Here is a 26,202-nt window from a genome sequence, read left to right as displayed (position 1 = left end):
TCTTTGCTTAAACATTAAATCGGACCGTCACCATGGTGGTCCGATTTTTTTAATGAAAAAAGTTGAAATTTATAGTATAGTAGCAGATGATACCAAACGAATAGAAAAATGCTAGCATAAGGCTAGCTTTTGAAACAGGAGAGTTTAGACATGAATGAAAGCGAAAGAATTCAATTAAATGTAAGAATTACAAAGGAAACTTCTGCGAAGCTGGATGAAATTGTTGAATATTATCAACAGGGACTAAAGTTAGGCCGGATTTACAAAGGTGACGTTTTAACAGATATCATTGAAAAATCGTATGAGGTCATGAATAAACAGAAAAGGTCTTTCAAACGGTATTGAGAGAAAAGGAGATCCTGAAACAGGATTTTTTTAATCCTTCCTATTTGACAACAAATCTCTGCGAATTTATTAGAATATTTAGAAAAGAAATTGAATAATTAAGTTTTGAAGGTATAATGGTACATATAACATACTAACTGGTTAGTATTGTTCGGAGGATGAATGATCAATTGGTGAGAGGGCTGGTTTAGATGAAATTAAACGGAAAAACAGCTATTGTAACCGGAGGTGGCAGTGGGATCGGCCGGGCAGCAGCACTTCGATTTGCAAAGGAAGGTGCAAAAGTCATTGTAGCAGATATCGATTCTGCAAACGGGGAAGAAACTGTTAACTACATACTTGAGCAAGAAGGGTCTTCCATTTTTGTAAAAACTGACGTAGCTGACCCCGTGCAAATTAAACAATTGGTTGATGCTGCCACTAGTACGTATGGTGATTTACACATCATGTTCAATAATGCAGGGGTCGGAAATTCCGAAGTTAGAAGTGTGGATCTGTCGGTGGAGGAATGGGATCGAGTCGTTGATATTAACTTAAAAGGTGTTTTCCTTGGCATTAAATATGCAGTACCTGCTTTAATCAAGTCAGGTGGAGGTTCCATTATTAACACCTCAAGTCTATTGGGCTTAAAAGGTCAGAAATTTGTTTCCGCTTACAATGCCTCGAAGGCTGGTGTAGTGGTCTTGACACAAAATGCTGCACTTGAATATGGAAAATATAATATCCGTGTTAATGCAATTGCACCTGGAGTAATTGATACTAAAATTATTGATAATTGGAAACAGAACGAACGGAAATGGCCGATTATTTCACGAGCCAATGCCCTTGGGAGAATTGGTACACCAGAGGAAGTCGCCAATGCGGTGTTATTCTTGGCATCCGATGAAGCATCCTTCATTACTGGAACAACGCTATCAGTTGATGGAGGAGGACTGACGTTTTAAGTTGGGGAAGAAAAAAAGAGTATGGAGGGGACATATGAGTCAAAACAAAGCTTGGTTGGCGCACTATCCTGAGAGCATAGAAAAAACGATTACACTGCCTGATATGGCGATGGGTCAGATTCTTCAAGAGACATCCGCAAAATTTCCTTCTAATTACGCCCTTTCTTTTTATGGAAGAAAAATCACCTACGAGCAGCTAAACCAAATGGCAAAGAGTTTCACGTCTTCCCTACAAAAAAATCAAGTGAAAAAAGGGGATAGGGTGGCAATTATGCTTCCTAATTGCCCGCAATATGTCATTTCCTATTATGGAATCTTGAACGCTGGAGCGATTGTTACGCAAGTAAATCCAATGTCTGTTGAAAGGGAATTGGCATACATTTTAAAAGATTCCGGCGCTGAGACCATCATCGTCCTCGATTCCTTATACCCGAGAGTTAAAAGTGTTCAGCTGGAAACAAGCTTGAAAAATATCATTGTGGTAAGTTTACAGCCGTCTGACCAAGTTTTTTCTCCAGATCGAAGTTTTGAAAGCTTTCTAGGTGAGGGTAATGGAATTGTTACTCCCATTACATTTGAACCTGAACATGATGTGGCAGTACTCCAGTATACTGGTGGAACAACCGGCCGGTCAAAAGGCGCGATGCTGACTCATCGCAACGTTTTGGCCAATATTCTCCAATGCTATGAGTTTTTTAAACACGAATTAGAAATTGGAAAGGAAAAGTGTTTAACTGTCATTCCACTCTTTCATGTATTTGGGATGAGTTCATGTATGAATCTCTCCATCTATACCGCTGCTGAATCGATCATGCTGCCACGTTTTGATTTAGAAGAGGTTCTAAATACGATTAAAAATGAACAACCGACAATGTTCCCCGGGGTTCCTACGATGTATGTGGCGATTACAAATCATCCTAGGGCAGAGGAGTATAACATCCAAAGCATTAGAACCTGTAACAGCGGCAGTGCACCAATGCCTGTTGAATTGCTGCGCAATTTTGAAAGGAAGACTGGCTCTAAAATCCTTGAGGGTTATGGTCTTTCTGAGGCATCACCCACTACGCATTGTAACCCGCCATTTGCGGAACGAAAACCTGGAAGTGTTGGGATTGGTATGCCTTCAACAGAATATAAGATTGTCGATTTAGCTACAGGGAGGGATGAGGTTCAGACCGGTGAATTAGGCGAAGTTATTATTAAAGGTCCGCAAATAATGAAAGGGTATTGGAACTTGCCAGAAGAAACGGCTCATACACTCCGTGATGGCTGGCTTTATACCGGTGATATTGCCAGAGTGGATGAAGACGGCTATTTATACATTATTGATAGAAAGAAAGATTTAATTATCGCCAGTGGCTATAATATCTATCCACGTGACATAGAAGAAGTATTATATGAACATCCAGCAGTACAGGAAGCGGTTTGTATTGGAGTCCCAGATCCATACAGAGGCGAAGATGTAAAGGCAGTAGTAGTCCTGAAAGCAGGAAAGAGAGCGACAGAGATTGAAATAATTCAATATTGCAAACAAAACATGGCTGCCTATAAGGTACCCCGAATCATTGAATTTCGGGATCAGTTACCAAAAACAGGTGTAGGGAAAATTCTTCGACGCGCTTTAAGGGAAGAAGCCATGAAGAACTAACTGATAATCCTTTAAGAACACATATTGTCGTAAAGGAGAGAACAATCTTATGGTATAATTTGAGTAACATCTAACAGAATGTGAGGACATAACGGTGAAGGGAAAAATAACGGAACAAAGCATCCGCTTATTTGAAAAGAAAGGATTCAGTGAAACATCCATTCAAGATATTGTTGATTCTCTTGGGGTAACGAAGGGGACATTTTATTATTACTTTTCAAGTAAAGAAGAATTATTAATGGATATACATCGCGGCTATATTGATGAATTACTGGTCAAATTAGAGCAGATTTTTAACGATCCATCCTTGCACTATAAAGAAAAAATTTTTGAAGTAGTGTATATGCTCCTTTCGGATATTAAATCCCGGGGTTCAGCTGCAAAAGTCTTTTATCGGGAGTTAACCAATTTGAATGATGAGCATTCCAGAGTCATTATTTCAAAGCGTGATCAGTTCCGCTTAAATATTGAGGCGTTAATAAAAGCAGGTATCGAAAACGGGGAATTTCGTCCGGAAATCAATGCTTCCATTATTACATTTGGAATCCTAGGGATTACAAATTGGAGTTATCAGTGGTTTAACCCAAATGGAAGCTGCTCAGATCGTGAGGTTGCCGAAATTTTTGTAGATATGATTTTAAAGGGTATTCAAGTGAATGGATAAAACAAAAAGGAGAGGGTACTTTTTACAATTCTCTCTTTTTTTGAAAATGATATACTAACCGGTTAGTATGAAAGAGCAAGCAGTAAGAGTCATGATTTAATCCAGTTGGATAACAAGCCCATCATAAATTTTTGTCCGCAGGAGTCAGAATCTTCAAATAGGATAGGAGGAATTTCATGCCAAGTCAAATGAATAAAGACACGATTCCAGTTCGACAAGGCGAAGAATTGGAATTGACTGTTTTGGAGAAGTTTTTGCGAGAAAATATTGATATATTACCGGGCGGAAAGCTGGATATTTTACAGTTCTCGGCTGGGCATTCCAATTTGACCTATCAGATTAAAATTGGAAATTGGGAAGCCGTTTTAAGACGCCCTCCGCTCGGACCTGTGGCCCCAAAAGCCCATGATATGGGGAGAGAATACAAAATTCTCTCTTCACTGAATCCGATTTTTCACGTTGCCCCATGTCCGCTTCTTTATTCAGAGGACCCAACAATCGTTGGGGGTCCATTTTTTATCATGGAAAGAAAAAATGGCATGGTTATAGATACTTCTTTTCCTGAAGGGGTTCAAGTGACGAGAGAGCTCTGCCGCCGTCTTTCACAGGTTATGGTCGAAAAATTAGTAGAATTACATGAAATAGACTACAAACAGACAGGTCTTGCCGAGATAAGTAAACCGAAGGGCTTTATGGAAAGGCAAGTCCATGGCTGGATTGGAAGGTATGAGCGTGCGAAAACGGATGAGATTCCTGTGGTTGAGGCATTAAAAGCATGGCTAATAAATCATATTCCTAAACAGTCAGATGCTGCGGTTATCCATTATGACTATAAATTTAATAATGCCATGTTTAACGAGGAACTAACTGAAATGGTCGGACTGTTTGATTGGGAAATGACCACTGTTGGCGACCCATTGGCAGACCTTGGTGTGGCAATGAGTTATTGGAATCAGGGAAACGACTCGGAATTATTGATTAATGGGTTAGGGAAAGCTCCTGTTACCGCTGTCCACGATGGTTTTTTTACAAGAAAGGAATTTATTGAACAATACGCCCAAAAAAGCGGCAGGGATATTACTAATTTCAATTTTTATTTAACCTTTGCCTACTTCAAACTCGCCGTAATTGGGCAGCAAATTTATTATCGTTACAAAAAGGGGCAAACCAGAGACACTCGTTTTGCAAACTTTAACCACTTTGTAAAGAACTTAATTTTGCATGCCGCACTTGTGTCGGAAGAAAAGCTTTAATGAGGGAGCGGAATAGGAATGACAAAGATTCATCTTCTGATGAAAAAAGAAGACATTAAAGAAGAAAAAATGGCAGTTGGCAATAAAATAGCTGTCGTTTTAGATGTTCTTCTGGCGACCACAACCATTGTATCTGCATTAAAGGATGGCGCAAAGGAAGTCATTCCTGTTTTGCATAGCAGTGAAGCATTAGGAGTTGCAAAAGAGTTCTCCCAGGGGGAATATGTTTTGGCCGGAGAGCTTGAGGCAAGACCAATAGATGGTTTTGTTTATCCAAGCCCGACCGTAATTGGTGAAAAAATTAATGGGAAGACATTAATATTGTCTACTACTAATGGAACCGTCGCATTGAGGAAATCAGCTCAGGCAGAAAGAGTCTATATTGGTTCGCTGCTCAACAATCCTGCAGTTGCCAATTCACTGCTGCACTATATGGATGATCACACCATCCTAATTATTTGTTCCGGTAATTCAGGTGAAACCAGTTTAGAGGATTTTTATGGCGCAGGGCATTTGATCGATTGTCTGCAAAACCAGGGGGAATTTGAACTAACAGATGCGGCTAAAACAGCACTATATTTTTACCGCGGTCAAGATGATTCCTACGAAGTATTGCTAGATTCCTATGTTGGCAGGCTGCTAGAAAAACATAACCTGCATCCTGACTTAAAGGTCGCTGCATCGATAGGAATTACCTCGATTGTACCAATTTTAACAGAGGGAAAGGTGGCGGTTGAACCAACTTTGTCTCGCAAAATCGATTAACGCTAGGTATTCTGGTTTCCAGTTAGTAAGGAAGGTTTGTCACCTGTAGTCAATATAATGGAGAGGAAGATGAAAAAATGACGCAAGAACATTTAGTAGTTGAAAAACTTGGTCCTGTCTTATCATTAACCTTAAATCGTCCAGAAAGCCTAAATGCTTTTAGCCCGGAGATGATCTTGGGAATTAAGGAAGCCCTCATTCAAGCACAAAATGACGAGGATATCCAGGTGGTTGTCTTGTCGGGAGCGGGGCGTGCTTTTAGCGCCGGCGGTGACGTCAAAACCATGGGGATGGCAAAAGGAGCTCAAGTATACGAACATATTGGAAGGCTAAATGAGTTGATTTTATTAATGAAAGAAACCGAAAAGCCCATAATTGCAGCCGTTCATGGCTTTGCAGCTGGAGCAGGTGTTAATTTAGCATTGGCGTGCGATCTTATTTTGGCAGCAGAAGGAAGTAAGTTTGCTCTAAGTTTTTCTCAAGTGGGTCTCATTTCCGATGGCGGCGGGTCTTATTTACTTCCAAGACTGATCGGCCCCCACTTAGCCAAACAATTCTTTTTTACTGCCGAGCCAATCCCGGCCGAGCGCCTTTACCAATTAGGGGCGATTAACTATCTAGTCCCACTCGAAAAACTCCAAGAAGAAACAACCAAGTTTGCTTTAAAATTGGCACATGGTCCTGGTAAAGCTTATGGAAAGCAGAAAAAATTAATTGATCAGGCGTTTACCTCCACTCTTGAAGAGATCCTCGAACAGGAGCGTTTAATTCAAACACTTATGGTGGAAACGGAAGACCACCAAGAAGGTATAGCCGCATTTAAAGAAAAAAGAAAACCAGCCTTTAAAGGAAAGTAGGAATGTATATGAGAGCAATACAATTAAGGGAATATGGTGGTCCAGAGGTTTTAAACCTCATCGATATAGAAAAACCGATTCCTCAAGGACATGAAGTCTTAATTGAAATTAAAGCAATCGGTGTCAACTATGCAGATACGGCAAGACGAGAAGGACAGTATGTAGTGAAAACACCACTTCCATTTATTCCTGGGGCAGAAATTGCCGGAGTCGTTGCAGCAGTTGGCGAACAAGTGACAAAAATAAAGCCTGGTACAAGAATTGTGACATTAATTGAATCAGGAGGTTACGCTGATTTTGCCATTGCGGACGAACGGTCGGTCATTCCTATTCCAGAACAATTAGATTTCCAAACTGCTGCAGCACTGCCTCTTCAAGGTCTTAGCGCCTATCATATTTTAAAAACAATGGGGCGTTTGGAAAAAGGGGAAAGTGTCCTCGTGCATGCCGCTGCAGGTGGTGTCGGAACAATCGCCGTGCAGCTTGCCAAATTGTTTGGGGCGGGAAAAGTCATAGCCACCGCAAGTTCAGAAGAAAAGTTAGCGTTAGCTCGTGAAATGGGAGCGGATGTTCTAATAAACTATACCGAGCCAGATTGGGAAAAGCAGGTACTTGAAGCAACAGGCGGCAAGGGAGTAAATGTTGCACTCGAAATGGTGGGAGGAGAGGTCTTTAATAAAACCGTTAAATGTCTAGCCACTTTTGGCCGCCTTGTTATTTTTGGTGCAGCAAGCGGAGAACAAAGCCGGTTCTATCCATCATCACTCATGGCGAGGAATCAATCTGTGATTGGATTTTTCCTGCCGCAAATTATGAGAAAACCAGAACTGCTTCAGCCGAGTTTAGTAGAATTATTCTCTTATCTTGGCCAAGGGAAATTAAAACTGACCATTGGCGGTGTGTTTCCGTTGGTTGAGGCGGCTAAGGTTCATACCTTATTACAATCACGAAAGACACAAGGCAAATTGATTTTAGAACCATAATGACTGCAACTAGTGTAACTTGTTGATCCACTATTTTAATTGAAACTGAAAGGGAGATCCAATCAATGAAAACAGTTGAAACCGTTACAGGACCAATCCCAGTTGAAAAACTAGGAAAAACGCTTATTCACGAACATTTTATTTTTGGCTACCCGGGATTTCAAGGAGACGTTACACTTGGTGCATTTAATGAAGAGGAGGCCTTAGAAGCTGCCATTGGTATTGCGAGACAAATGCAAAGCTATGGTGTCCAAACCGTTGTCGATCCTACCCCAAATGAGTGCGGTCGAAATCCTCTGTTTTTACGAAAAATTGCGGAAGCGACAGGCCTGCAAATTATCTGTGCGACTGGTTACTATTATGAAGGCGAGGGGGCAACTCCATACTTCAAATTTAGACAGGGATTAGGAACAGCAGAAGAGGATATCTATCAAATGTTTAAAACTGAAATTACAGAAGGCATCGCCGGGACGGGAATCAAGCCGGGGATAATTAAATTAGCCTCGAGTAAAGATGAAATCACCGAATATGAAAAAATGTTCTTCCGGGCTGCGGCACGGGTTCAACAGGAAACCGGAATAGTCATATTAACGCATACCCAAGAAGGCACGATGGGACCGGAACAGGCAAGAATGCTGATTGACCTTGGAGCAGATCCGAACAAAATCATCATTGGACATATGTGCGGAAACACAAACCCAGCCTATCATAAGGAAGTTCTCGACCAAGGGGTAAGAATCGGTTTCGACCGTTTTGGAATCCAAGTCTTAGTAGGAGCACCGCTTGATCAAGAACGGGTCGCCACGTTAATTTCCCTTTTGGAGGAGGGGTACGAGGACCAAATTTTATTAGCCCATGACAGTGTAAATATTTGGCTGGGCCGCCCGCCAGTGATGAATGAGCAAGTAATGCAAATTATGGAGAATTGGCATCCTGGTCATATTTTTGACAATATCTTGCCAGACTTACGAGAGAAAGGCATAACCGAAAAACAATTTAACAAAATGCTCAGAGAAAATGCGGAATCGCTATTTGCCGGTGCTGCAGTAAATGTAAGATAAGCAGTAAAGGAGGCTTGAACATTTCAAGTCTCTTTTTCGTTGGAAAAACTAAATTATTAATAAACTATGAACAAACTCTTAATTAAAATGTAATTATTGGGCAGGAGGTTGGATATGCAAAAATTTTCGTATAAACTAAGAAAAAAGAGTTTTATTGCTAGGGGATGAGTAACTGTGAAATTATTAGTGATTGAAGATAATAAAAGTGTCTGCTCCATGATCGAGATGTTTTTTGCAAAGGAGGGAATTGATGGCGAGTTTGTTAACGATGGATTAGAAGGGTACAATCGCTTTAAGAACGGAACATGGGACGCCCTGATTATCGATTGGATGCTTCCAGGTATGGATGGGGTTACCATCTGTAGGAAAATCCGCGAAGAGAAGTCTACTATTCCGATTATTATGTTAACTGCGAAGGATAGTGAATCTGACCAGGTACTGGGTCTGGAAATGGGTGCCGATGATTATGTCACCAAGCCGTTCAGTCCGCTAACCTTGATGGCCAGAATTAAAGCAGTAACACGCAGAGTTCAGAATCAGGAGCATAAGGAGCAAGACAATTTCATAAAGACAGATCATTTTAAGGTGAATAAAATAACGAGAGAAGTATTTGTAGACGAAACACAGGTGACAAATTTAACACCGAAAGAGTTTGATTTACTCTCTTATATGGTGGAGCACCCTCGTCAAGTCTTTTCCCGTGAACAATTACTAGAACGTGTATGGGGATATCAGTTCTACGGAGACGAACGTACAGTAGACGTTCATATTAAACGTCTGCGCAAAAAAGTGGAAACTACGTTACAGCCTTTCTTCCATACTGTTTGGGGAGTAGGATATAAATTCGATGATGCAGTTAAAGCAGATGAAGTTTAAATATTTTTATCAGCAGTTTTTTAGTCATATTAGTATTATTATCGTTGCGTTTTTATTGTTAAGTATATTATTTGCTCATTATGTCGAAAACCTGATATATGAAACGAAATCGGAAGAATTGATTTCATATGGCAAGGCAATTCTTTCCGATTTAAAAGATGCTGCACCTATAGACTCAGATGATGTGCTTAATCAATACAGCAATGTATTGGCAGCGAGGAAGATGAGTTTTAGTATGTTTGATCAGGATGGTCACCTCTATTTAGTGAATAAACATGGTCCCGCCATTAAAAATTTATCACAAAAGGAATGGGATCAAGTAACGAAAGGGAAGACATTAATTGTTCAAAGCGACTTCAAACGATTTGGGCAAGAAGGAGTCACCTTTGTTGTACTTCCATTTATAGAAAACCAAAGATTCTTCGGCGGAGTCTTGTTAACGTCGCCTATCAGCGGTTCCAGTAAGATGATTCAGCAGCTAAATAAATATTTACTTTATACTATATTCATTGCTTTTGGTGTCTCTTTTTTACAGAGTATGTTCTTATCTAGAATTCATGTTCATCGTATTAAGCGTCTTCGTGAGGCTACATCACAAGTATCTGAAGGGAATTATCATGTTAAAGTTAATTCGTCAAATTTTGATGAAATTGGTGAATTAGCTAATGATTTTAACCATATGGTGAATAAAATTAATGAATCGATGCTTGAAATCGAAAGTCTTGAAAATCGAAGGCGACAATTCATGGCGGATGTATCCCATGAAATGCGCACACCATTAACAACGATTAGCGGTGTAATTGAAGGCCTTAAAAATGATATGATTCCTGAAGAAGATAAGGAGCGGGGAATTAATTTAGTGAGTCAAGAGGCGAAAAGGCTGATTCGTCTTGTCAACGAAAACCTGGATTTTGAAAAAATACGGTCTAATCAAATTAAATTATTCAAAGAGGAAATTCAATTATTAGAAGCGCTGGAAATTATTCAAGATCAATTGAGTATGTTAGCGGAAGAGAAGAACAACCGCATTATCGTTGAGGCGGAACCTGAGATAATAGTACTCGCTGATTATGACAGGCTTATTCAAATATTAATCAATATCACAAAAAATAGTATTCAATTTACCACTGGCGGGACGATTTGGCTGCGTGGAAGAAAAGAAGCACATACCACAATTATTGAAGTAGAAGATACGGGAATTGGGATTGATTCCAAAGAAGTTGAAAACATCTGGCGTCGTTTTTATAAAGCAGATATTTCAAGAACCAGTACGCCATATGGAGAATTTGGATTAGGTCTTTCGATTGTGAAACAACTAGTACTGCTTCATAACGGTGAAATAGATGTTATGAGTGAAAAAGGAAAAGGAACGAAATTTACGATCCGTTTAAAAAATCAATAATCAAAAAGCTGTGGACTGGTCCGCAGCTTTTTGATGTTTTTAATTGATTTTTCTTAAACTCGTTAAAGTTTGTTAATAATTTGTTAAGATTTGTGAGTTAAAGTATAGACAAGGTAAGTAATTAAGTAAAGGAGATCGATGATAATGGACTTCAAAAAAAATAATGAAAATGAATTCGAAACCTATCAGTCAAGCTCATCTGAGATGAACAATCATACAAATCCACAAGAACCTTCCCTTGAAAAAATGAAGGACGAAAGCCATTCAGAGAATAGCGTGAATGCTGTAGATGCGACTTTCTCAGTAGAGCCGAATAAGACAAGAGACGATGAAGACCTTAGGGAGAGTAGAATAGCAGAAGAGATGGCTGAACCTCCTGTAGCAAAACAAACCCGTTCCAATCTTCAGCCGGAAACGAAAAAGCGTAAGGCAAAAGGATTTGTTTCGACGATTGCAGCGGGTGTTATTGGTTCAGTTCTAACCTTAGCTGTTTTACCACATACTGATTATTTGCAAAACTTTAATCAAAATGGCCAAGATCAAGAGGTTAGCAGCACTACGAGTAGTAATAATGTTAAACCCGTAACGGCGCAGCCAACAGCCGTATCGACAAATTCTGTTGCTGATACTGTAGAGAAGCTGTCCAAAGCGATCGTTGGTATTGTCAATTATCAGCAGCAGCAGCAACAGCAAATAACTGATTTTTGGGGCAATTCCGATTCAAGTTCAAATTCTTACTCAAATCCAAACTCATCACAAAGTGTTGAAACCGGCTCCGGCTCAGGGGTGATTTTTCAAAAGAATAATAATATCGCCTATATTGTGACCAATAATCATGTGGTTGAAGGGGCTTCTAAACTTGAAATTTCACTCTATGACGGCCAAAAGACAACTGCTGAAGTAGTGGGAACTGATGCGTTAACAGATTTAGCTGTCTTAAAAATTGATGCTAAATATGTTACTACTACGGCAAACTTTGGGGACTCAACCAAATTAAGACCCGGAGACACGGTTTATGCAATTGGGAATCCACTTGGAATTGATTTATCTAGAACCGTAACCCAAGGTATCGTTAGTGCTACAAACCGTTCGATTTCCGTATCAACTTCTGCAGGTAATTGGGATACAAATGTTATTCAAACAGATGCCGCGATTAATCCTGGGAACAGCGGCGGTGCGCTAATCAATACTCAAGGTCAAGTGATTGGAATTAACAGCTTGAAAATCTCCGAAACCGGGGTGGAAGGATTAGGTTTCGCAATCCCAAGTAATGATTTTATTCCTATTGTAAACCAACTAATTAAGAACGGTAAAATTGCTCGTCCCTATTTAGGTGTCGGCCTAGCTGATTTAGACCAAGTGCCTCAGATGTACTACCAAAACTTGCCACAGAATGTTACAAAAGGTGTTTTGGTCATGAATATTGACAATAATTCTGCAGCAGGGAAAGCAGGCTTCCAGCCAAAGGATATCATAGTATCCATGAATGGAACTCAGATTGCAAATTCATCAGAACTAAGGAAATATTTATATTCAAAAGTAAAAACAGGTGACACGATTAAGTTTGAAGTGTATCGCGATGGAAAATTGATCACATTAACGGCAAAACTAACAGCACAGTCGGAAGGATGACGGGCAAAGTAATGACATGGATTAAGAAAAATAAACGAATGACCACGCTTATTTTGGCGTTCATCGTTGCTGCAGGTGTCTATCTAACCTTTACCATAACCAAGGATGATACGGTGGCAAAGTTTAATGGTGAATCCATTAGCAAGGATGAACTGTATGATAAGATGGTCCAACAGTATGGTTTGGCCACTGTTGATCAAATCATTAGTGATAAAATTGTTGCAGCAGAGGCAGCTAAACAGAAAGTTACAGTTTCAAATAGTGCTGTCAATAAGGAAATTGATAATTTAAAAGAACAATATGGTGGAGACGACGCCTTTAATCAAGCGCTTGAGAGCAATAATACCACTCTTTCTGTTGTTAAAAACGATTTAAAAAATTACCTCATCTTAAAGAAACTAATGGAACCAGATATTAAAATTACTGATGAGGAAATGAAAACTTATTTTGAAGAAAACAAAGATTCATTTGCGACAGCAGAGCAAGTAAAAGCGAGCCATATTCTTGTTGCAGATGAGAAAACAGCAAAGGAAATAAAGAAAAAATTGGATAATGGAGAAGACTTTGCAGCATTAGCAAAAAAATACTCGACTGATGATGGATCAAAAGCCAATGGCGGAGAACTTGGTTACTTCGCAAAAGGAACGATGGTAACAGAGTTTGATAATGTCGCTTTTTCCTTGCCGGTAAATACCATCAGTAACCCTGTAAAGACACAATACGGGTACCACATTATTAAAGTGGAGGCTAAAAAGGCAGCACAAGCAGCAAACTATGAGGACAGCAAGGCCCAAATAAAAGAAACATTATTTGATCAAAAAGTCGATTCTCAATATCAAACATGGATAGACAGCAAGAAGAAGAGTTATGATATTGAAAATACATTGAGTAAAGAAGCATAACCCAACAACCAAGGGGTGGACAAAAGTGAATCGGGTAGGGAAACATGCAGCCAGCAGTACAGGAGATGACATTGAACTTTTGAATATGGTCTTTGAATTACCTGAGAAGGATAAGATGATCATGTGGTCAGAAGGCTATATTGACCAAGTTATCGACAAATTACCTGAGTATGCCCGTGATACGTTAGAAATTCGTAAGGAAAAATGGGAAGATACAAAAGCTTATTATGAGAAGCAGTTGAAAGAAATTGTCAAACAGGAAGAGTTTAAATTAAAAATGAAGGGCGGACGAAAGGAGTTCGCCCTTTTCGTCATGGAGCGTTATCCAGAGTTACAGTCCCTATTATTTTTAATTTATGATAATCATTTGAAGGATGATGATTTGCGTAAATTTGTATACCGCAGAAGGTTTAGCTCAAGAAAGAAATACCTTCACTGAGGTGATTTTAAACCTTCGGATAAGTCTGATAATTTGGGCTTGCAAATGCTTCTTGAACATTTTACAATGGGAGTAACTTGGATGGAAACGGAGGTGGGGAAGAGATGAAACGTTCTATTATTGCACGTCTAGAGTGGCTTAAAGCACTAACTATTTATCGTGCAATTTTTCATGAAGTAGTTTTCCAAGGGGGAAGTCTGCCCTTTTTTCGAAACTGCATACAGAAATTAGAACGATAACACATCTCTTTGCCCATTAAAGTAGGTATGTAGAAGAGGGTGCTTCGTGTGCTCTCTTTTTTCATGCCGTTGTAATGCTGCGGGAAAAAGATGCCCGTGGCTTATTTTGCGTAATAGAGATGTTCATTTTATTTTTTTAAGGAGAATGAACATGATTATTTGTAGTGTAAATCATATATCAAAATCGTACGGAGGCAATACGATATTCAAAGACTTATCCTTTGAAGTACACGAAGGGAGCCGGATTGGCTTAGTCGGCCGGAATGGCGGCGGGAAAACGACATTAATCAAGCTGATTGCAAATCAGGAACCGGTTGATGAGGGGATTATTCACTGGAAAAAGGGATTGAACATTGGCTACTTAGCTCAAATCCCTGATTATAAAAGTTTAACGGTAAGGGAAGTTCTTAAAACCGCCTTTGAACAATTAACCCAAACGGAATTTAGGCTTCAGGAAATGGAGCATGAAATGGCTCAAGAGCTCACACCTGTTGACTTACAGAGACTCATAGACCAGTTTGGTATCCTTCAGGATGAGTTTATTTTAAATGGCGGGTATGAAATGGAAGCTCAATTAGACAGGATTGCTAGTGGATTAAATATTACCCATCTGCTGGAACATACTTTTACGGCCTTAAGTGGCGGGGAGAAGACCAAGGTAGGCCTCGGGCTTAGCTTGCTGAGGAATCCTGATCTATTGCTTCTCGATGAACCGACTAATCATCTTGACCTAGAAGCAATCGAATGGCTGGGCTCCTATCTGAACGACTATAAAGGGACGATTATTCTGATCTCTCATGACCGTTATTTTTTAGATGAGGTAGTAACTAAAGTTCTGGAAATGGAAGAAGGTGAAATCCAGTTATTTCATACGAATTTTAGTGGATATGTGAAAGAAAAAGAAGAGAAGTTGTTGCGGGAATTTCAAGAATATCAGGAGCAGCAGCGGAAAATTAAAAAGATGAAAGAAGCCATCAAGCGTCTTCGTGATTGGGCGAACCGGTCTAATCCGCCAAGTGCGGCGCTTCATAAGCGAGCCACCAATATGCAGCGCGCCCTTGACCGTATTGAAAAACTAGAACGTCCCAAGATTGACGTCAAAAAAATGGCGATTGATTTTGATGCGGGAGATCGGAGTGGGAAAGATGTTATCGTTCTTGAGGGTGTTTCAAAGAGCTTTGGTACTCGGAATTTGTTTAATGAAGTGAATATGCTGGTCCAATTTAAGGAAAGAGCCGCCATCGTCGGTGATAACGGAACAGGAAAATCCACTCTGTTGAAAATGATTCTAAAGGAAGTCGAAACGGATAGAGGGACCATTAAGGTTGGAAGTAATGTAAAAATGGGTTATTTATCTCAGCATGTCTTTCAGGATTTTGCCGATGAACAAGTTATCGATGTATTTCGCTCTGAGGTAGTCGTGAATGAAGGAGAAGCCCGCCATATTTTAGCCAAGTTTTTATTTTACGGTCCAGCTGTGTTTCGTAAGGTGAATCAGTTGAGTGGGGGCGAGCGGATGCGTTTGCGGCTGGCACAATTGATGTATCAAGACATTAATTTGCTCATCTTGGATGAACCGACAAACCATCTGGATATTGATTCATGCGAAGTCCTGGAGGAAGCGCTGGAACAGTTTAATGGGACGATTTTAGCTGTATCCCATGATAGATACTTTTTAAATAAACTATTTACTAAAACCTATTGGCTCCAAAATGGCCGTCTCCACCATTTCGACGGTAATTATGATTGGGCAAAAGGGAAGTTGGCACAGAGTGTAAGCAACCCAATCGTTTCTAAGGTAGTCGTCGATAAAACCATCCCGCCAAAAGCAACAAAGGCAGAGAAGACAAAAACAGAAGAAATTGAGGGAAAAATTGAACAGATTGAAAGTGATATTTCTTACCTAAAAAAAAGGCTTGAAAAGGAAAGTGAGCTGGAATTGCTGCAGAAAATATTCCTGGAGATTGAAGTAAGGGAAAGTGAGCGCGACCAGCTTTATGCACTATTGGATGAGGTAGTGTAAGAAGCAAACCAACCTCCTCAGGAAATTTCTGAGGAGGTTTTTTGAATGGTAAACTGTACGGCTCTCTTTTTTTTTGAGAGTCTTTTCGAAGTACGAAGTTTTCCTTATAATGAGGAGTGTTCTTACTTCTGAAGGTGGTTTTGATGATGGTAAAGTTTTCTTTTAAGCAGGTCCTGTTTCTTTTACTTATTACCATAGTCGGGGTGATCTGGTCTGTTATCTATCACCAGCCGCTGGTTATAGGTTTTCTCCCAGGATATTTGGTTTTATATTTTCTTTCCTTAAAATGTAAATTTCCAATTAGAATATCAATAAAAATTAGTTTGCTAGGTGTTCATAAAACAAGAATTGTAATCATTATTTTATTGTTAGTCAGCTTTTTGCTCCCTTCCTGGTACTTAGCGGGAACGATAGAGCAAATGGTTCAGATAGCCCTGGATCTTATTAATCCACACCATTTTTTTATTTTATCATTTTTTATTAGCATGATTTTCTCCATGCTGCTTGGTACAACGATCGGGACACTAAGTGCGATTGGGGTTCCGATTTTAGGGACCGCGGCGGTACTTCATCTCCCTATTACCATTGTAGCCGGAGCATTAGTTTCCGGAGCTTTTGTGGGAGACCGGACATCACCGTTCTCCAGCGCACATCAATTACTGTCCCACACGGTCGAGGTACCTGTAAAAAGGCAGTGGAAAGCAATGTTTATTACCACCATTACTGCGATTCTAGTTTGTCTATGCTTTTATGGTGTTGTGGATATAAGTTTTGCCAGCAAGGCATCCTTACCAAGCAGTTATTTGATCTGGAATAAGCTGTCATTGGTAAAGTTTATTCCTCCTCTTATTCTAATCCTGTTTGTCCTTTTTAGGTTGAGTATCATTTATGCATTTTTATCTAGTATTCTATCAGCAGTTGTCATTTCTTTTGTCAACGGGGCTACATGGTCAAAGCTAGCTGGTGCTCTTTGGCATGGTATTGATGGTCTTGGCGGCGGTTTTATTCATATGTATCAATTGCTGCTGTTTTTAGCTCTGGCGGGCGCCTATAATGGTCTTTTGGAAGAAATGAATGTTATTCAGCCCTATTTAGACAAATGGTTGGAATCGTCACACAATTTGCTTATAGATACCTTTAAAACGATTTTTTCAACACTAATCATTACACTGATCGCTGCCAATCAGACCCTGCCGATTATTTTAACAGGGAGATCGTTTCTTCCGCATTGGTCTCATTATTATGGAAAGGAAGAGTTAGCAAGAGTGATGGGAGATTCGACTATGCTATTTCCTGGTATAGTTCCATGGAGTGTTCTTACAATCATGTGCAGCACAATCTTAGGAATTCCATTGCTAGAATATTTGCCGTATGCATTATTTTTATGGGTATTACCGATCATTACGATATTGTTATCGTTTGGGAGGGTATTATACAAATCAAAAAAACAACCTACTGCAACAGCATAAAAACAGAGTCTATCTTGGCTCTGTTTTTTCTTTTTCGAATTACTAAATATCTAGTTGAATGAAGTCCGTTTTTTTATCATATAAGTGATAATAAAGTATTTGGACAAGGAATGATGGGATGCTGAGAAAAATAACGGTAATCGGATTTGGGAGCACGATGATCAGTGTGGGAATCAATATGTTTATTCTGCCGTTCCATCTAATAAATGGTGGAATATTTGGCATCAGCTTGCTGTTAAATTATGTTTGGGGATTTAAAGTTGGGGTTATGTTTATCCTCCTGAATATTCCTATTTATCTATTTGCTTTAAAAAAAGATCCTATATATTTCTATAATGGGTTGTTTGGGGCGATTTTTTCAGGTTGTTTGATAGAATTATTACTTCCGTTAAATGGAATGATTACTCTGCCAATTATCAGCAGTGTAATCATCGGTTCGATTATGATTGGAGTAGGAGTAGGGGTGATGCTGCGTAATCATATCAGTCCAGGCGGCATGGATTTACTCGCCCTTCTACTCGCAAAATGGACAAGGGTGAATGTCGGGGTTATTATGGTTATCCTCGATGCAATGATTATTTTAACAGGTCTTTTTCTCTTGCAGGACGTGAGGCTTTTATATTCCTTATTAATCATCTCCATCATTGGGTTGCTAGCGACGATTATTACCTCCTACAGTCGGATTAAGCACGTAAACTGAAAACAAACTAAAAATGGGTATAATAGAATAAAAAGAAAATGTGTCGAGGGGGAGTATGGTGAAACTAGTAGATGATCATTTAGCAGAGGATTTAAAGATTTTATTTGTTGGTTTTAATCCAAGTATCCGCTCGAGTGAATGCGGCCATCATTACGCTAACCCAAACAACCGGTTTTGGAAAATTTTATTTGAAGCAGGGTTAACACCTAGAAAATATGAGCCTGAAGAGGATGCAAAGCTTTTAGAATCTGGTTATGGTTTTACCAATATTGTGGAGCGGCCAACCAAGGCGGCTGATGAGATTACAAGAGAAGAATATCAAAAGGGAAAAGAGATTTTGAAACAAAAAATTGTCCGATATCGGCCGAAGGTGGTTTGTTTTGTTGGGAAAGGTGTCTACCAGGAATATAGTGGACGAAAGTCTGCTCCATGGGGAAAACAAATGGAGCCGGTTGTCCCGGGAGTTATTGATTTTGTGGCTCCGTCGTCGAGCGGTTTAGTCAGAATGAAAATGGCTGAAATTGTAGACATTTACCGGCGCCTACTGCCTGAAATAAAATAAAACATCGACGGATGTGGATACCGTCGATGTGATGTAGTGGTTATTCGAATTTTTTATGATAATGAGCTAAAACAGCAAGTGGAAAGACGTATCGGTAGCTGTGATAATGAACATAAAACGCACCTGCCATTCCTTGCCCTTTGGGATACTGTGTCGTCCAATCCACTTTTTCTAGTGAATGAAGTAAATAAGTCATTCCTTTTTTGATTGCGGCTGTCGGTTTATCGGCCACGGAAATCAGGGCATCAAGAGCCCAGGAGGTATGCGTTAATGTGCTTGAGGGTAACGAGACATACGTTTTTTTACTGTCACTATGACAAGACTCTCCCCAGCCCCCATCATTATTCTGTTTTTCAAGGATCCATTTAACCGCTTTTTCTATTGATGCGTTACGAGGAGAAGTACCAACTGCCATAAGGCCTGTAATCGCAGCCCAAGTACCATAGAGATAGCAAATTCCCCATCTTCCATACCAGGAACCATCTCTTTCCTGATTCCTCAATAGCCAATGAATTCCTTTCTTTGTTGCTGTATGATCCTGTGATAAATTAGTGTAATGACCCAAAAATTCCAGGGTTCTCCCGGTTAAATCAGCACTTGACGGGTCGGCAAGAATAAATTCTGCTTTTTCAATTGGCAGAAATTGCAGCAGCTTTGAATCTATATTTCTCTCAAATGCTGCCCAGCCGCCATCATCATTCTGCATAGATAATATCCAAGTAATGCCTCGATCCCAAGCCTGAGATTCAGGCGGAATAACTCGAGAAATGGAGCGAAGTGAGGCGGTTGTATCATCGACATCCGGGTTAATCGTATTGATATCAGAAAAGCCCCACCCGCCTGGCATTGTCTTAGGATTATGAATCACCCAATCGCCAAATTGACGATGCTGCCGCTCGAGTAAATATTGATTGGCCTGTTTTACCATGGGATCCTCTGGTGAAACTCCTGCTGCTTGTAAACAAAAGCCAATTAATGAAGTATTCCACAAATTTGCAGTGGTATATTGCATGTGGGGCAGCCCGTCTATTTCACACTTCATCGATGTTATACCCTCTATCGCTTTGGTAAGTACGGGATCTGTTTTTTTATAACCTAATGATAATAATGCAAAAATCATTAAAAAAGTCGAGCTGTAATAGCTGTAAAAGGTACCATCTGGTTCAAGATGATCTAGCATATACTTTTTAGCTCGTTCTATCGCAAGTTGATGCAGCTGTTTTGGTAATCCAAGTAAACTTTCTACTCCGTCACTAATATAGGAATACAAGGAGCGATAGTCATCCGAACGGTCCCAATGATTTTCTGCGTCTCTGTTTAAGTGTAGGTCAGAAAGGTCAGGACTCTTGTCTGTTTTAATCGTAAACTGGTTATCTGCCAAAATCATGATCGGGGTTAAATTAGCCCTGCCGAACACGGAAAACGAATAAAAGTTAATTGGGAAATGAAGCGGCAGGAGAATTAGTTCAATTGGCAGAGGAGAATAGGAAGGCCAGGTGTATTGGCCGGTTAACGCAAGCATAACTTTAGTAAACATACCTGCTTGTTCTAAGCCTCCGTTAGCAAGAATGAAACGTTTTGCCGCTACTAAGCGTTTGTCATTTTTTGGATAGTATCCTGAATACAACAAACTATAATAGGCTTCCACGGTTGCTGTTAAGTTGCCGGCACCCTCATCATAAAAGAGCTTCCAGGCCCCATTTTCCTCCTGTTTGCTGATAATTCTTTTTGTAAGCCCTTGAATTAATTCTTCATCATGTAATTCCAATGTTCGTAATAAAATGATCATATAAGCATCTGTGGATATACCCGTTTCAAATGGATAGTCCCAAGAGCCGTTGGGAGATTGGTCTTTACGAAGCATCTCAATAATCCAATCCATGCCTTTCTTTGTATCAGTCATCGTACCTCACATTCCTCTCCCAAAATTTCTCATCTATCTATACATATTCTCATCTATGCAGGAGAATTCGTAAGGGAGGGAATGGACTATTTTTTTTATCAGAAATCGAGAGAGACCTCCGCTTGAAAAAATAATGGAAGAATTAAAGAAAAAAAGTAAAACGAGCGTGCCTTTTTCTTCAATCACCAAGTATGAAGAAAGCCTTTTAGAAAAAATAAGGCAAAAAACGAAAGATATGAATTTGAATAATGTCACCAGGACTAAAGCTTACCTTGAATTTTATCTCCGTTATCCGGATATTCACTGGGCTTTTCTAGGTCATATGGTTTCGCGGAATGGCGGCTGGAATATGACTGATTTAAAAGGGGAATTTCTGAATCGATTATTGGCAAGAAAGGATCGTCAATTATTCTTTCAATTTTTAGAGCGGGGTAATTGGCTGATTTTTCAAGACGTTTATCCGCAGTTTTTGCTCTATGAAGAAAGCCTGAGAAAAAAGAAGCCCCTGTTTCACTTATTTGCTCACTTAAATATCTCCACTTTTATGGGAACGATTTGGAATCATTATTGGCAAACAAATGATACCTATATCCTAACAATGGCTCTTGTAATTAATGAACAAAATTACCTTGAAAAAAGAGTAGTTCAAAATCCGCAATACCAAAAAGATGTCTTAAATAAATTTGAATTTTTGCTTCAAGATTGGTTATCGTTTAATCATATTCTGTTTCCATATGGGAACAAGATGCTGGTGGGACTAACCGTGCATCAATTTGAGTCATTACATGAGAGAATTTTACTTGGAAAGCGATTGTATCAGCTACTTTTTAAAAATAAAGAAATTCACCAAATGTCTGTAGAATGGACAAAAAGCCATCCCCATACGGGCTCTAGAAAGGATTATTGGCCAGATATTTTTAATAGTGTGAATGAAGGTACGCCGGGATTACCATATCATCTTCACTTAGAATCCTGCCAGTTAAGGCCAGGGGCAAAAAGAATCTATAGCCCTACGCTTGAGAATGCTTGGAAAAATGAAATTCATAAAGAAGCAGAACAAGGGGATTGGTTTTCAGATTGGCGGATTGTTGATTACCTAATGGAAGATGATGAATTTATTGACGGGGAGATTAAGGATGAATATTGCAAAACACTCGAACGACTCGAACTTGCAGCTCTTGCCAAAAAAGCGATTACCTTCTAAATATGAATGGGGCAGTATGGTGCTTGCCTCTTTGCTGGGGACCTATTTAGATTTATATTTTGTTGGAAAGCACTTTTATCAATATCCTTTAAGGCCATTCGCAGAAATTTTTTCAATTAATATTGCGCTTACGTTATTGGTACTGCCTATCATGACATTGATTCTTTTAAGAAGTATTTCCCAGTTAACAAACTGGGGGAAAGCAGGGGTTATCCTGTTTGTGAGCTTGCTAATGCCTGTTCTTGAAAAATTAGCGGAATTATTGGGTTTGTTTACTCACTCAGTTGATTGGAAACACCTATATTCATTTCTTGGTTATTTGCTATTTCTTACGATAGTTTGGTTATTTCATGAGTGGATGGTAAAACGAGTTCGATAAAAATACAAAAAGCCGAGACCGCAGTCTCGGCTTTCGTGATGCCGTCATTGCGGCACCAACCCCCTCCGTCCGTACAGTGGTTAAGTGTCCCGCAACAAGCGAATGTTCGGAGGGGGTACTCTTATAATACCACAGATATAGTGAAAATATTAGTTGGCAAAACTTTCTTTTCTCGATAGAAAAGTGTATGATTATAATGATTTTTACATAAAGGAGTGTTTTTTATGGCTAAAAAAGGATACATATTGATGGAAAATGGCGAAAAAATTGAATTTGATTTGTTTCCAAATGAAGCACCTGGAACGGTTGCGAACTTTGAAAAATTAGCAAATGAAGGCTTTTATGATGGAGTTATTTTTCACCGAGTCATCCCTGGTTTCGTATCACAGGGAGGGGATCCAACGGGAACAGGGATGGGTGGACCTGGCTACACCATCAACTGTGAAACAGAAGGAAATCCACATAAACATGTTCCAGGTTCCTTATCAATGGCGCATGCAGGAAGAAACACAGGTGGAAGCCAATTCTTTATCGTTCATGAATCACAGCCACATTTAAACGGTGTTCACACTGTTTTTGGACAAGTAACATCTGGTTTAGAGACAGCTCGAAAAATGAGAAATGGCGATAAAATGGTTGAAGTTAAGGTTTATGATGAAGAATAGGTAAGACAAAGGGAGCGGATTCGCTCCCTTTTTTTTATGCAATAGAAAAAGTCATTAGCAATTAGTAAAGAGAAATAAAAACGGGCACATTAACTTTAAAGCAATCAATTGGAGGGGCTTTATGAAAAAGTTAATGCTGGTGCTTATCCCATTCTTGTTATTCCCTTTTCATACGAATGCGGCCGAAAATAAAAAGGAAGCAAAAGAACTAAAAGCAGCAATTATTATTGATGATTTTGGCGGGGGGACCGGTGGTGTACGTGACTTCTTAGAAGGTGACATTCCCATTACCGCTGCCGTGATGCCGTTTACGGAAAATTCTAGGGCGCATGCAGAGTGGGCACACAAAAACGGTTTTGAGGTTATGGTTCATTTGCCAATGGAACCTAAGAGAGGCAAAAGATCATGGTTAGGTCCAAAACCCATTACGGTTGACCTTTCGAAACAAGAAGTAAGAAAGCGCGTAGAGGAAGCCATAAAAAGTGTCCCTTATGCGGTAGGTCTGAATAATCATATGGGTTCGCTAGCGGTTGAAAACGAGGAAATTGTTCGGATAATTGTAGAAGTAGCTAAGGAAAAAAACTTATTTATCATCGACAGCGGGACAAGTCCAGGCACAAAATTTCCAGAGATTGCAAAGGAACTAGGGGTTCCACTTTTAAAACGAGATGTATTTCTCGATGATATCTCTTCATCTTCTTATGTTCGAAAACAAATGGTCAGACTGGCAAAGGTAACAGAGGTAAAAGGCAATGGGATAGCAATTGGACATGTAGGTGTGACAGGGAAAGTATGTTCCATTGGTGTCTTTCAAGCTATCGATGAATTTAAAAAGAGGAATATAAAAATAGTGCCCGTATCAGAACTATTTGCGGGTGAACTGACAAAAAAACAATTTGTACCATGAAAAAGGCAGCGATAGCTGTCTTTTTTTGATAGATGGAAACCAATGGTGATTCAGAATTCTTTTCCTATACGAGCTAAACTGGTAAAATGGCACCTGACTTAATAAATAAACAAATCATTTGTTAATAAAATAGAATCATTTAGGGAGAGGGAATGGACAAAATGAAGTTAGTATCTTGGAATGTGAATGGCCTTAGGGCTTGCGTGAAAAAAGGGTTTTTAGATTATTTTCAGGAAGTAAAGGCGGATATTTTCTGCGTTCAGGAAACGAAATTGCAAGAAGGTCAAATCAGTCTCGAATTAGATGGATATTATCAATATTGGAATTACGCTGTCAAAAAGGGTTATTCCGGTACAGCTGTATTTACAAAGGTAAAACCGCTGTCGGTTAAATATGGAGTAGGAATAGAAGAAGAGGAAGAAGAGGGACGAATTCTCACTCTTGAATTTGACGATTTTTTCTTGGTTAATGTTTATGTCCCGAATTCACAAAGAGATCTAGCAAGAATTGGTTACCGCTTGGAATGGGAAGATCGTATCCTCCACCATTTGAAGGAGTTAGATAAAATAAAACCAGTTGTACTCTGCGGAGATTTAAATGTCGCCCATCAGGAGATTGATCTTCGCAATCCAAAATCCAATATCGGAAACTCGGGCTTTACGGATGAAGAACGAGGGAAAATGACAACCTTGCTTGGCTCTGGTTTTGTAGACAGCTTCCGTTATTTCTATCCACAACAGGAAGGAGCTTATACATGGTGGTCTTATATGAACAAGGTACGCGAAAGAAATATTGGCTGGCGTATAGACTACTTTATCGTGTCAGATTCCATGAAAGATTGTCTTTTAAATGCTGAAATACATTGCAATGTAATGGGGAGTGATCATTGTCCCGTCGTCCTTGAACTAAAATAAAGCTCTTTTTCGATAAGAAATTCTTATTACAGTGTATTAAAAACCTGTAATTTTCTTTAGCGAGATGCTGCCTTATAGTTAGTATATAAGGAATTTTTCGGAGGGATAATGATGGATCTCAAAAAGGATGTACAGCAGCAATTTGGAAAAAGTGCGGATGCATACGTGAACAGTTCGATTCATAAAGATGGAAAAGATTTGCAAAAGTTATTAGGAATGGCTGAAGTAACAGGAATAGAAGAACTTCTTGATGTTGCCACAGGTGGAGGCCATACGGCTAACGCATTTGCTCCGCTAGTAAAGAGGGTAACCGCAGTTGATTTAACTCAGGAGATGTTATTGGCAGCGGATAAATTCGTAAAAGCAAATGGGAATCAAAATGTTGGGTTTGTAAAGGGGGATGCTGAAGATTTACCTTTTTCAAACAATTCTTTTGATGTTGTGACATGCAGGATCGCCCCTCACCACTTTCCCGATATTAATAGGTTTACTAAGGAAGTATCCCGTGTTCTAAAACAAGGCGGGCAATTTTTATTGGACGATAATGTTGTTCCGGAAGATGATGAGTACGATCAATTTTATAATAAAATAGAAAAATGGCGGGACTACAGTCATTTTAGGGCATGGAAGAAGAGTGAGTGGATTCGTATGCTTGAGTTTGCTGGCTTCGAAATTGTTGAATGGCATCGTTTTGAAAAAATCTTTTATTTTGATTCCTGGTGTAATCGAATGAACTTACCTATCGAAGAAAAGAAAAATTTGACCCAGTATTTTATAAATGCTTCTGATAGAATCAAGGAAAAATTTAAAATTACGATCAAAGAGAGTCAAATAGTATCGTTTCAAGGAGAGGCCATCGTTCTAAAAGCAATTAAAAGATAAAAATAGAACCCTTTGCAAAAAGAGAAGTTTCTTTTGGGCAAAGGGTTTTTTAATGATAAATCATATCCCGTTTAGGGCTGTTCCAATTTCGTCAAATTCAGGTACTCTTTCATCCAGCTTTATGTCTTCTATGTTTTCTATTTGTTCTTGTTCAACGGGTTGAGTGTCTTCATCTTTTTTATAGGAGCTAACATTCACTATTACAACACTCCTCTCAAATATTTATTATATATTTTAACCAGTGTAGAGTTATTTAAAACTAATTTATTATCCAGGTTTTACACTTCTAGTTTTGAATTAAATAAAGAGATTAACTTTTTTTATAGAAAATCTTAAAAGGTAGTTGACTATCTTAAATGAAGATAGTATTATTATCAATGTCGCTTCGACGAAATGATTTGTAAGTTAAGTAACGAACAACATTCAATTAGAAGTTGACAAAACTTAAACGCTATGTTAAGATAATAAATGTCGCTAATTGATAGATTAGTAGATAATGATTGCTCTTTGAAAACTAAACAAACAAAAACGTCAACAAACAATAATATTCATTTCAAATGAAATGAAGCCAACGTAACAAAATG

27 protein-coding genes are annotated in these 26,202 nt (G+C 39.2%); 25 read left to right on the top strand and 2 right to left on the bottom strand.

What is annotated here, in order from left to right:
- Window positions 1–150 precede the first annotated feature (150 nt).
- The 19 genes from V7077_RS19895 (at window position 151) to mug (ending at window position 18,764) form a co-directional block, all read left to right on the top strand.
- Window positions 151–345, top strand: a complete 195-nt coding sequence (locus V7077_RS19895; protein ID WP_335505119.1) for a hypothetical protein — start codon at window positions 151–153, stop codon at window positions 343–345.
- A 191-nt stretch (window positions 346–536) separates the two neighbouring features.
- Window positions 537–1,289 carry an SDR family NAD(P)-dependent oxidoreductase gene (locus V7077_RS19890; protein ID WP_335505117.1) on the top strand — a complete coding sequence of 251 codons (753 nt, stop codon included), beginning with the start codon at window positions 537–539 and terminating at the stop codon, window positions 1,287–1,289.
- A 34-nt stretch (window positions 1,290–1,323) separates the two neighbouring features.
- Window positions 1,324–2,937 (top strand): long-chain-fatty-acid--CoA ligase, encoded by a 1,614-nt coding sequence (locus V7077_RS19885; RefSeq protein WP_335505115.1) that lies wholly within the window; start codon window positions 1,324–1,326, stop codon window positions 2,935–2,937.
- Window positions 2,938–3,031: 94 nt separating this feature from the next.
- Window positions 3,032–3,601, top strand: a complete 570-nt coding sequence (locus V7077_RS19880; RefSeq protein WP_335505113.1) for a TetR/AcrR family transcriptional regulator — start codon at window positions 3,032–3,034, stop codon at window positions 3,599–3,601.
- 176 nt (window positions 3,602–3,777) lie between these two features.
- A complete protein-coding gene (locus V7077_RS19875) occupies window positions 3,778–4,854 on the top strand; it encodes a phosphotransferase family protein (protein WP_335505111.1) in 1,077 nt (358 codons plus the stop codon).
- 18 nt (window positions 4,855–4,872) lie between these two features.
- A complete protein-coding gene (locus tag V7077_RS19870) occupies window positions 4,873–5,619 on the top strand; it encodes a 2-phosphosulfolactate phosphatase (RefSeq protein ID WP_335505109.1) in 747 nt (248 codons plus the stop codon).
- A gap of 77 nt (window positions 5,620–5,696) precedes the next feature.
- A complete protein-coding gene (locus V7077_RS19865) occupies window positions 5,697–6,476 on the top strand; it encodes an enoyl-CoA hydratase/isomerase family protein (protein ID WP_335505107.1) in 780 nt (259 codons plus the stop codon).
- A gap of 8 nt (window positions 6,477–6,484) precedes the next feature.
- Window positions 6,485–7,459 carry a quinone oxidoreductase family protein gene (locus V7077_RS19860; RefSeq protein WP_335505105.1) on the top strand — a complete coding sequence of 325 codons (975 nt, stop codon included), beginning with the start codon at window positions 6,485–6,487 and terminating at the stop codon, window positions 7,457–7,459.
- Between the two features lie 65 nt (window positions 7,460–7,524).
- The gene (locus tag V7077_RS19855) at window positions 7,525–8,520 is read left to right on the top strand and encodes a phosphotriesterase family protein (protein WP_335505104.1); all 996 of its coding nucleotides are present in this window, start codon (window positions 7,525–7,527) and stop codon (window positions 8,518–8,520) included.
- Window positions 8,521–8,694: 174 nt separating this feature from the next.
- Window positions 8,695–9,396, top strand: coding sequence for a response regulator transcription factor (locus V7077_RS19850; RefSeq protein WP_335505101.1), 702 nt, complete (start codon window positions 8,695–8,697; stop codon window positions 9,394–9,396).
- Window positions 9,386–10,798: an ATP-binding protein gene (locus tag V7077_RS19845; RefSeq protein ID WP_420489688.1), complete on the top strand. Its 1,413-nt coding sequence runs from the start codon at window positions 9,386–9,388 to the stop codon at window positions 10,796–10,798. Before V7077_RS19850 ends, V7077_RS19845 begins: the two co-directional genes overlap by 11 nt.
- A 144-nt stretch (window positions 10,799–10,942) precedes the next feature.
- Window positions 10,943–12,430, top strand: coding sequence for a S1C family serine protease (locus V7077_RS19840; protein WP_335505097.1), 1,488 nt, complete (start codon window positions 10,943–10,945; stop codon window positions 12,428–12,430).
- Window positions 12,431–12,441: 11 nt separating this feature from the next.
- Window positions 12,442–13,332 carry a peptidylprolyl isomerase gene (locus tag V7077_RS19835; protein ID WP_335505095.1) on the top strand — a complete coding sequence of 297 codons (891 nt, stop codon included), beginning with the start codon at window positions 12,442–12,444 and terminating at the stop codon, window positions 13,330–13,332.
- Window positions 13,333–13,357: 25 nt separating this feature from the next.
- Window positions 13,358–13,771 carry a hypothetical protein gene (locus V7077_RS19830; RefSeq protein ID WP_335505093.1) on the top strand — a complete coding sequence of 138 codons (414 nt, stop codon included), beginning with the start codon at window positions 13,358–13,360 and terminating at the stop codon, window positions 13,769–13,771.
- 104 nt (window positions 13,772–13,875) lie between these two features.
- On the top strand, window positions 13,876–14,010 hold the full coding sequence (locus tag V7077_RS19825; protein WP_335505091.1) for an RAxF-45 family protein: 135 nt from the start codon (window positions 13,876–13,878) through the stop codon (window positions 14,008–14,010).
- Window positions 14,011–14,161: 151 nt separating this feature from the next.
- A complete protein-coding gene (gene abc-f / locus V7077_RS19820) occupies window positions 14,162–16,033 on the top strand; it encodes a ribosomal protection-like ABC-F family protein (protein ID WP_335505089.1) in 1,872 nt (623 codons plus the stop codon).
- A 143-nt stretch (window positions 16,034–16,176) separates the two neighbouring features.
- Window positions 16,177–17,502 (top strand): Na+/H+ antiporter NhaC family protein, encoded by a 1,326-nt coding sequence (locus V7077_RS19815; RefSeq protein ID WP_335505087.1) that lies wholly within the window; start codon window positions 16,177–16,179, stop codon window positions 17,500–17,502.
- Window positions 17,503–17,620: 118 nt separating this feature from the next.
- A complete protein-coding gene (locus tag V7077_RS19810; protein WP_335505085.1) occupies window positions 17,621–18,202 on the top strand; it encodes a YitT family protein in 582 nt (193 codons plus the stop codon).
- Between the two features lie 55 nt (window positions 18,203–18,257).
- Window positions 18,258–18,764, top strand: a complete 507-nt coding sequence (gene mug, locus V7077_RS19805; protein WP_420489687.1) for a G/U mismatch-specific DNA glycosylase — start codon at window positions 18,258–18,260, stop codon at window positions 18,762–18,764.
- Between the two features lie 40 nt (window positions 18,765–18,804).
- On the opposite strand, the gene V7077_RS19800 is transcribed toward mug, so the two are convergent.
- Window positions 18,805–20,667 carry a terpene cyclase/mutase family protein gene (locus V7077_RS19800; protein ID WP_335505084.1) on the bottom strand — a complete coding sequence of 621 codons (1,863 nt, stop codon included), beginning with the start codon at window positions 20,665–20,667 and terminating at the stop codon, window positions 18,805–18,807.
- Window positions 20,668–20,800: 133 nt separating this feature from the next.
- Between V7077_RS19800 and V7077_RS19795 the strand changes: the two genes are divergently transcribed.
- The 6 genes from V7077_RS19795 to V7077_RS19770 all read left to right on the top strand — a co-directional run bounded on the left by V7077_RS19795 (window position 20,801) and on the right by V7077_RS19770 (window position 25,618).
- A complete protein-coding gene (locus V7077_RS19795; RefSeq protein WP_335505082.1) occupies window positions 20,801–21,871 on the top strand; it encodes a DUF2515 domain-containing protein in 1,071 nt (356 codons plus the stop codon).
- Window positions 21,804–22,250, top strand: a complete 447-nt coding sequence (locus V7077_RS19790) for a CBO0543 family protein (protein ID WP_335505080.1) — start codon at window positions 21,804–21,806, stop codon at window positions 22,248–22,250. The genes V7077_RS19795 and V7077_RS19790 overlap by 68 nt, the downstream gene beginning before the upstream one ends.
- A 224-nt stretch (window positions 22,251–22,474) precedes the next feature.
- Complete coding sequence (locus V7077_RS19785; RefSeq protein ID WP_335505078.1) at window positions 22,475–22,915, top strand: peptidylprolyl isomerase; 441 nt, start codon at window positions 22,475–22,477, stop codon at window positions 22,913–22,915.
- 121 nt (window positions 22,916–23,036) lie between these two features.
- Window positions 23,037–23,822, top strand: coding sequence for a divergent polysaccharide deacetylase family protein (locus tag V7077_RS19780; RefSeq protein WP_335505076.1), 786 nt, complete (start codon window positions 23,037–23,039; stop codon window positions 23,820–23,822).
- Between the two features lie 161 nt (window positions 23,823–23,983).
- Window positions 23,984–24,736, top strand: coding sequence for an exodeoxyribonuclease III (locus V7077_RS19775; protein ID WP_335505206.1), 753 nt, complete (start codon window positions 23,984–23,986; stop codon window positions 24,734–24,736).
- Between the two features lie 111 nt (window positions 24,737–24,847).
- A complete protein-coding gene (locus tag V7077_RS19770) occupies window positions 24,848–25,618 on the top strand; it encodes a class I SAM-dependent methyltransferase (protein ID WP_335505074.1) in 771 nt (256 codons plus the stop codon).
- Between the two features lie 60 nt (window positions 25,619–25,678).
- Here the strand turns inward: V7077_RS19770 and V7077_RS19765 are convergent, their stop codons facing one another.
- Window positions 25,679–25,816 (bottom strand): hypothetical protein, encoded by a 138-nt coding sequence (locus V7077_RS19765; protein WP_335505072.1) that lies wholly within the window; start codon window positions 25,814–25,816, stop codon window positions 25,679–25,681.
- Window positions 25,817–26,202: the final 386 nt, after the last annotated feature.

The sequence above is a fragment of the Neobacillus vireti genome (genome assembly GCF_036962465.1).
Lineage (GTDB): Bacteria > Bacillota > Bacilli > Bacillales > Cytobacillaceae > Neobacillus > Neobacillus vireti_B.
The sequence above is the reverse complement of the archived record's forward strand: the minus strand, read 5'-3'. Positions and strand labels throughout refer to the sequence as shown.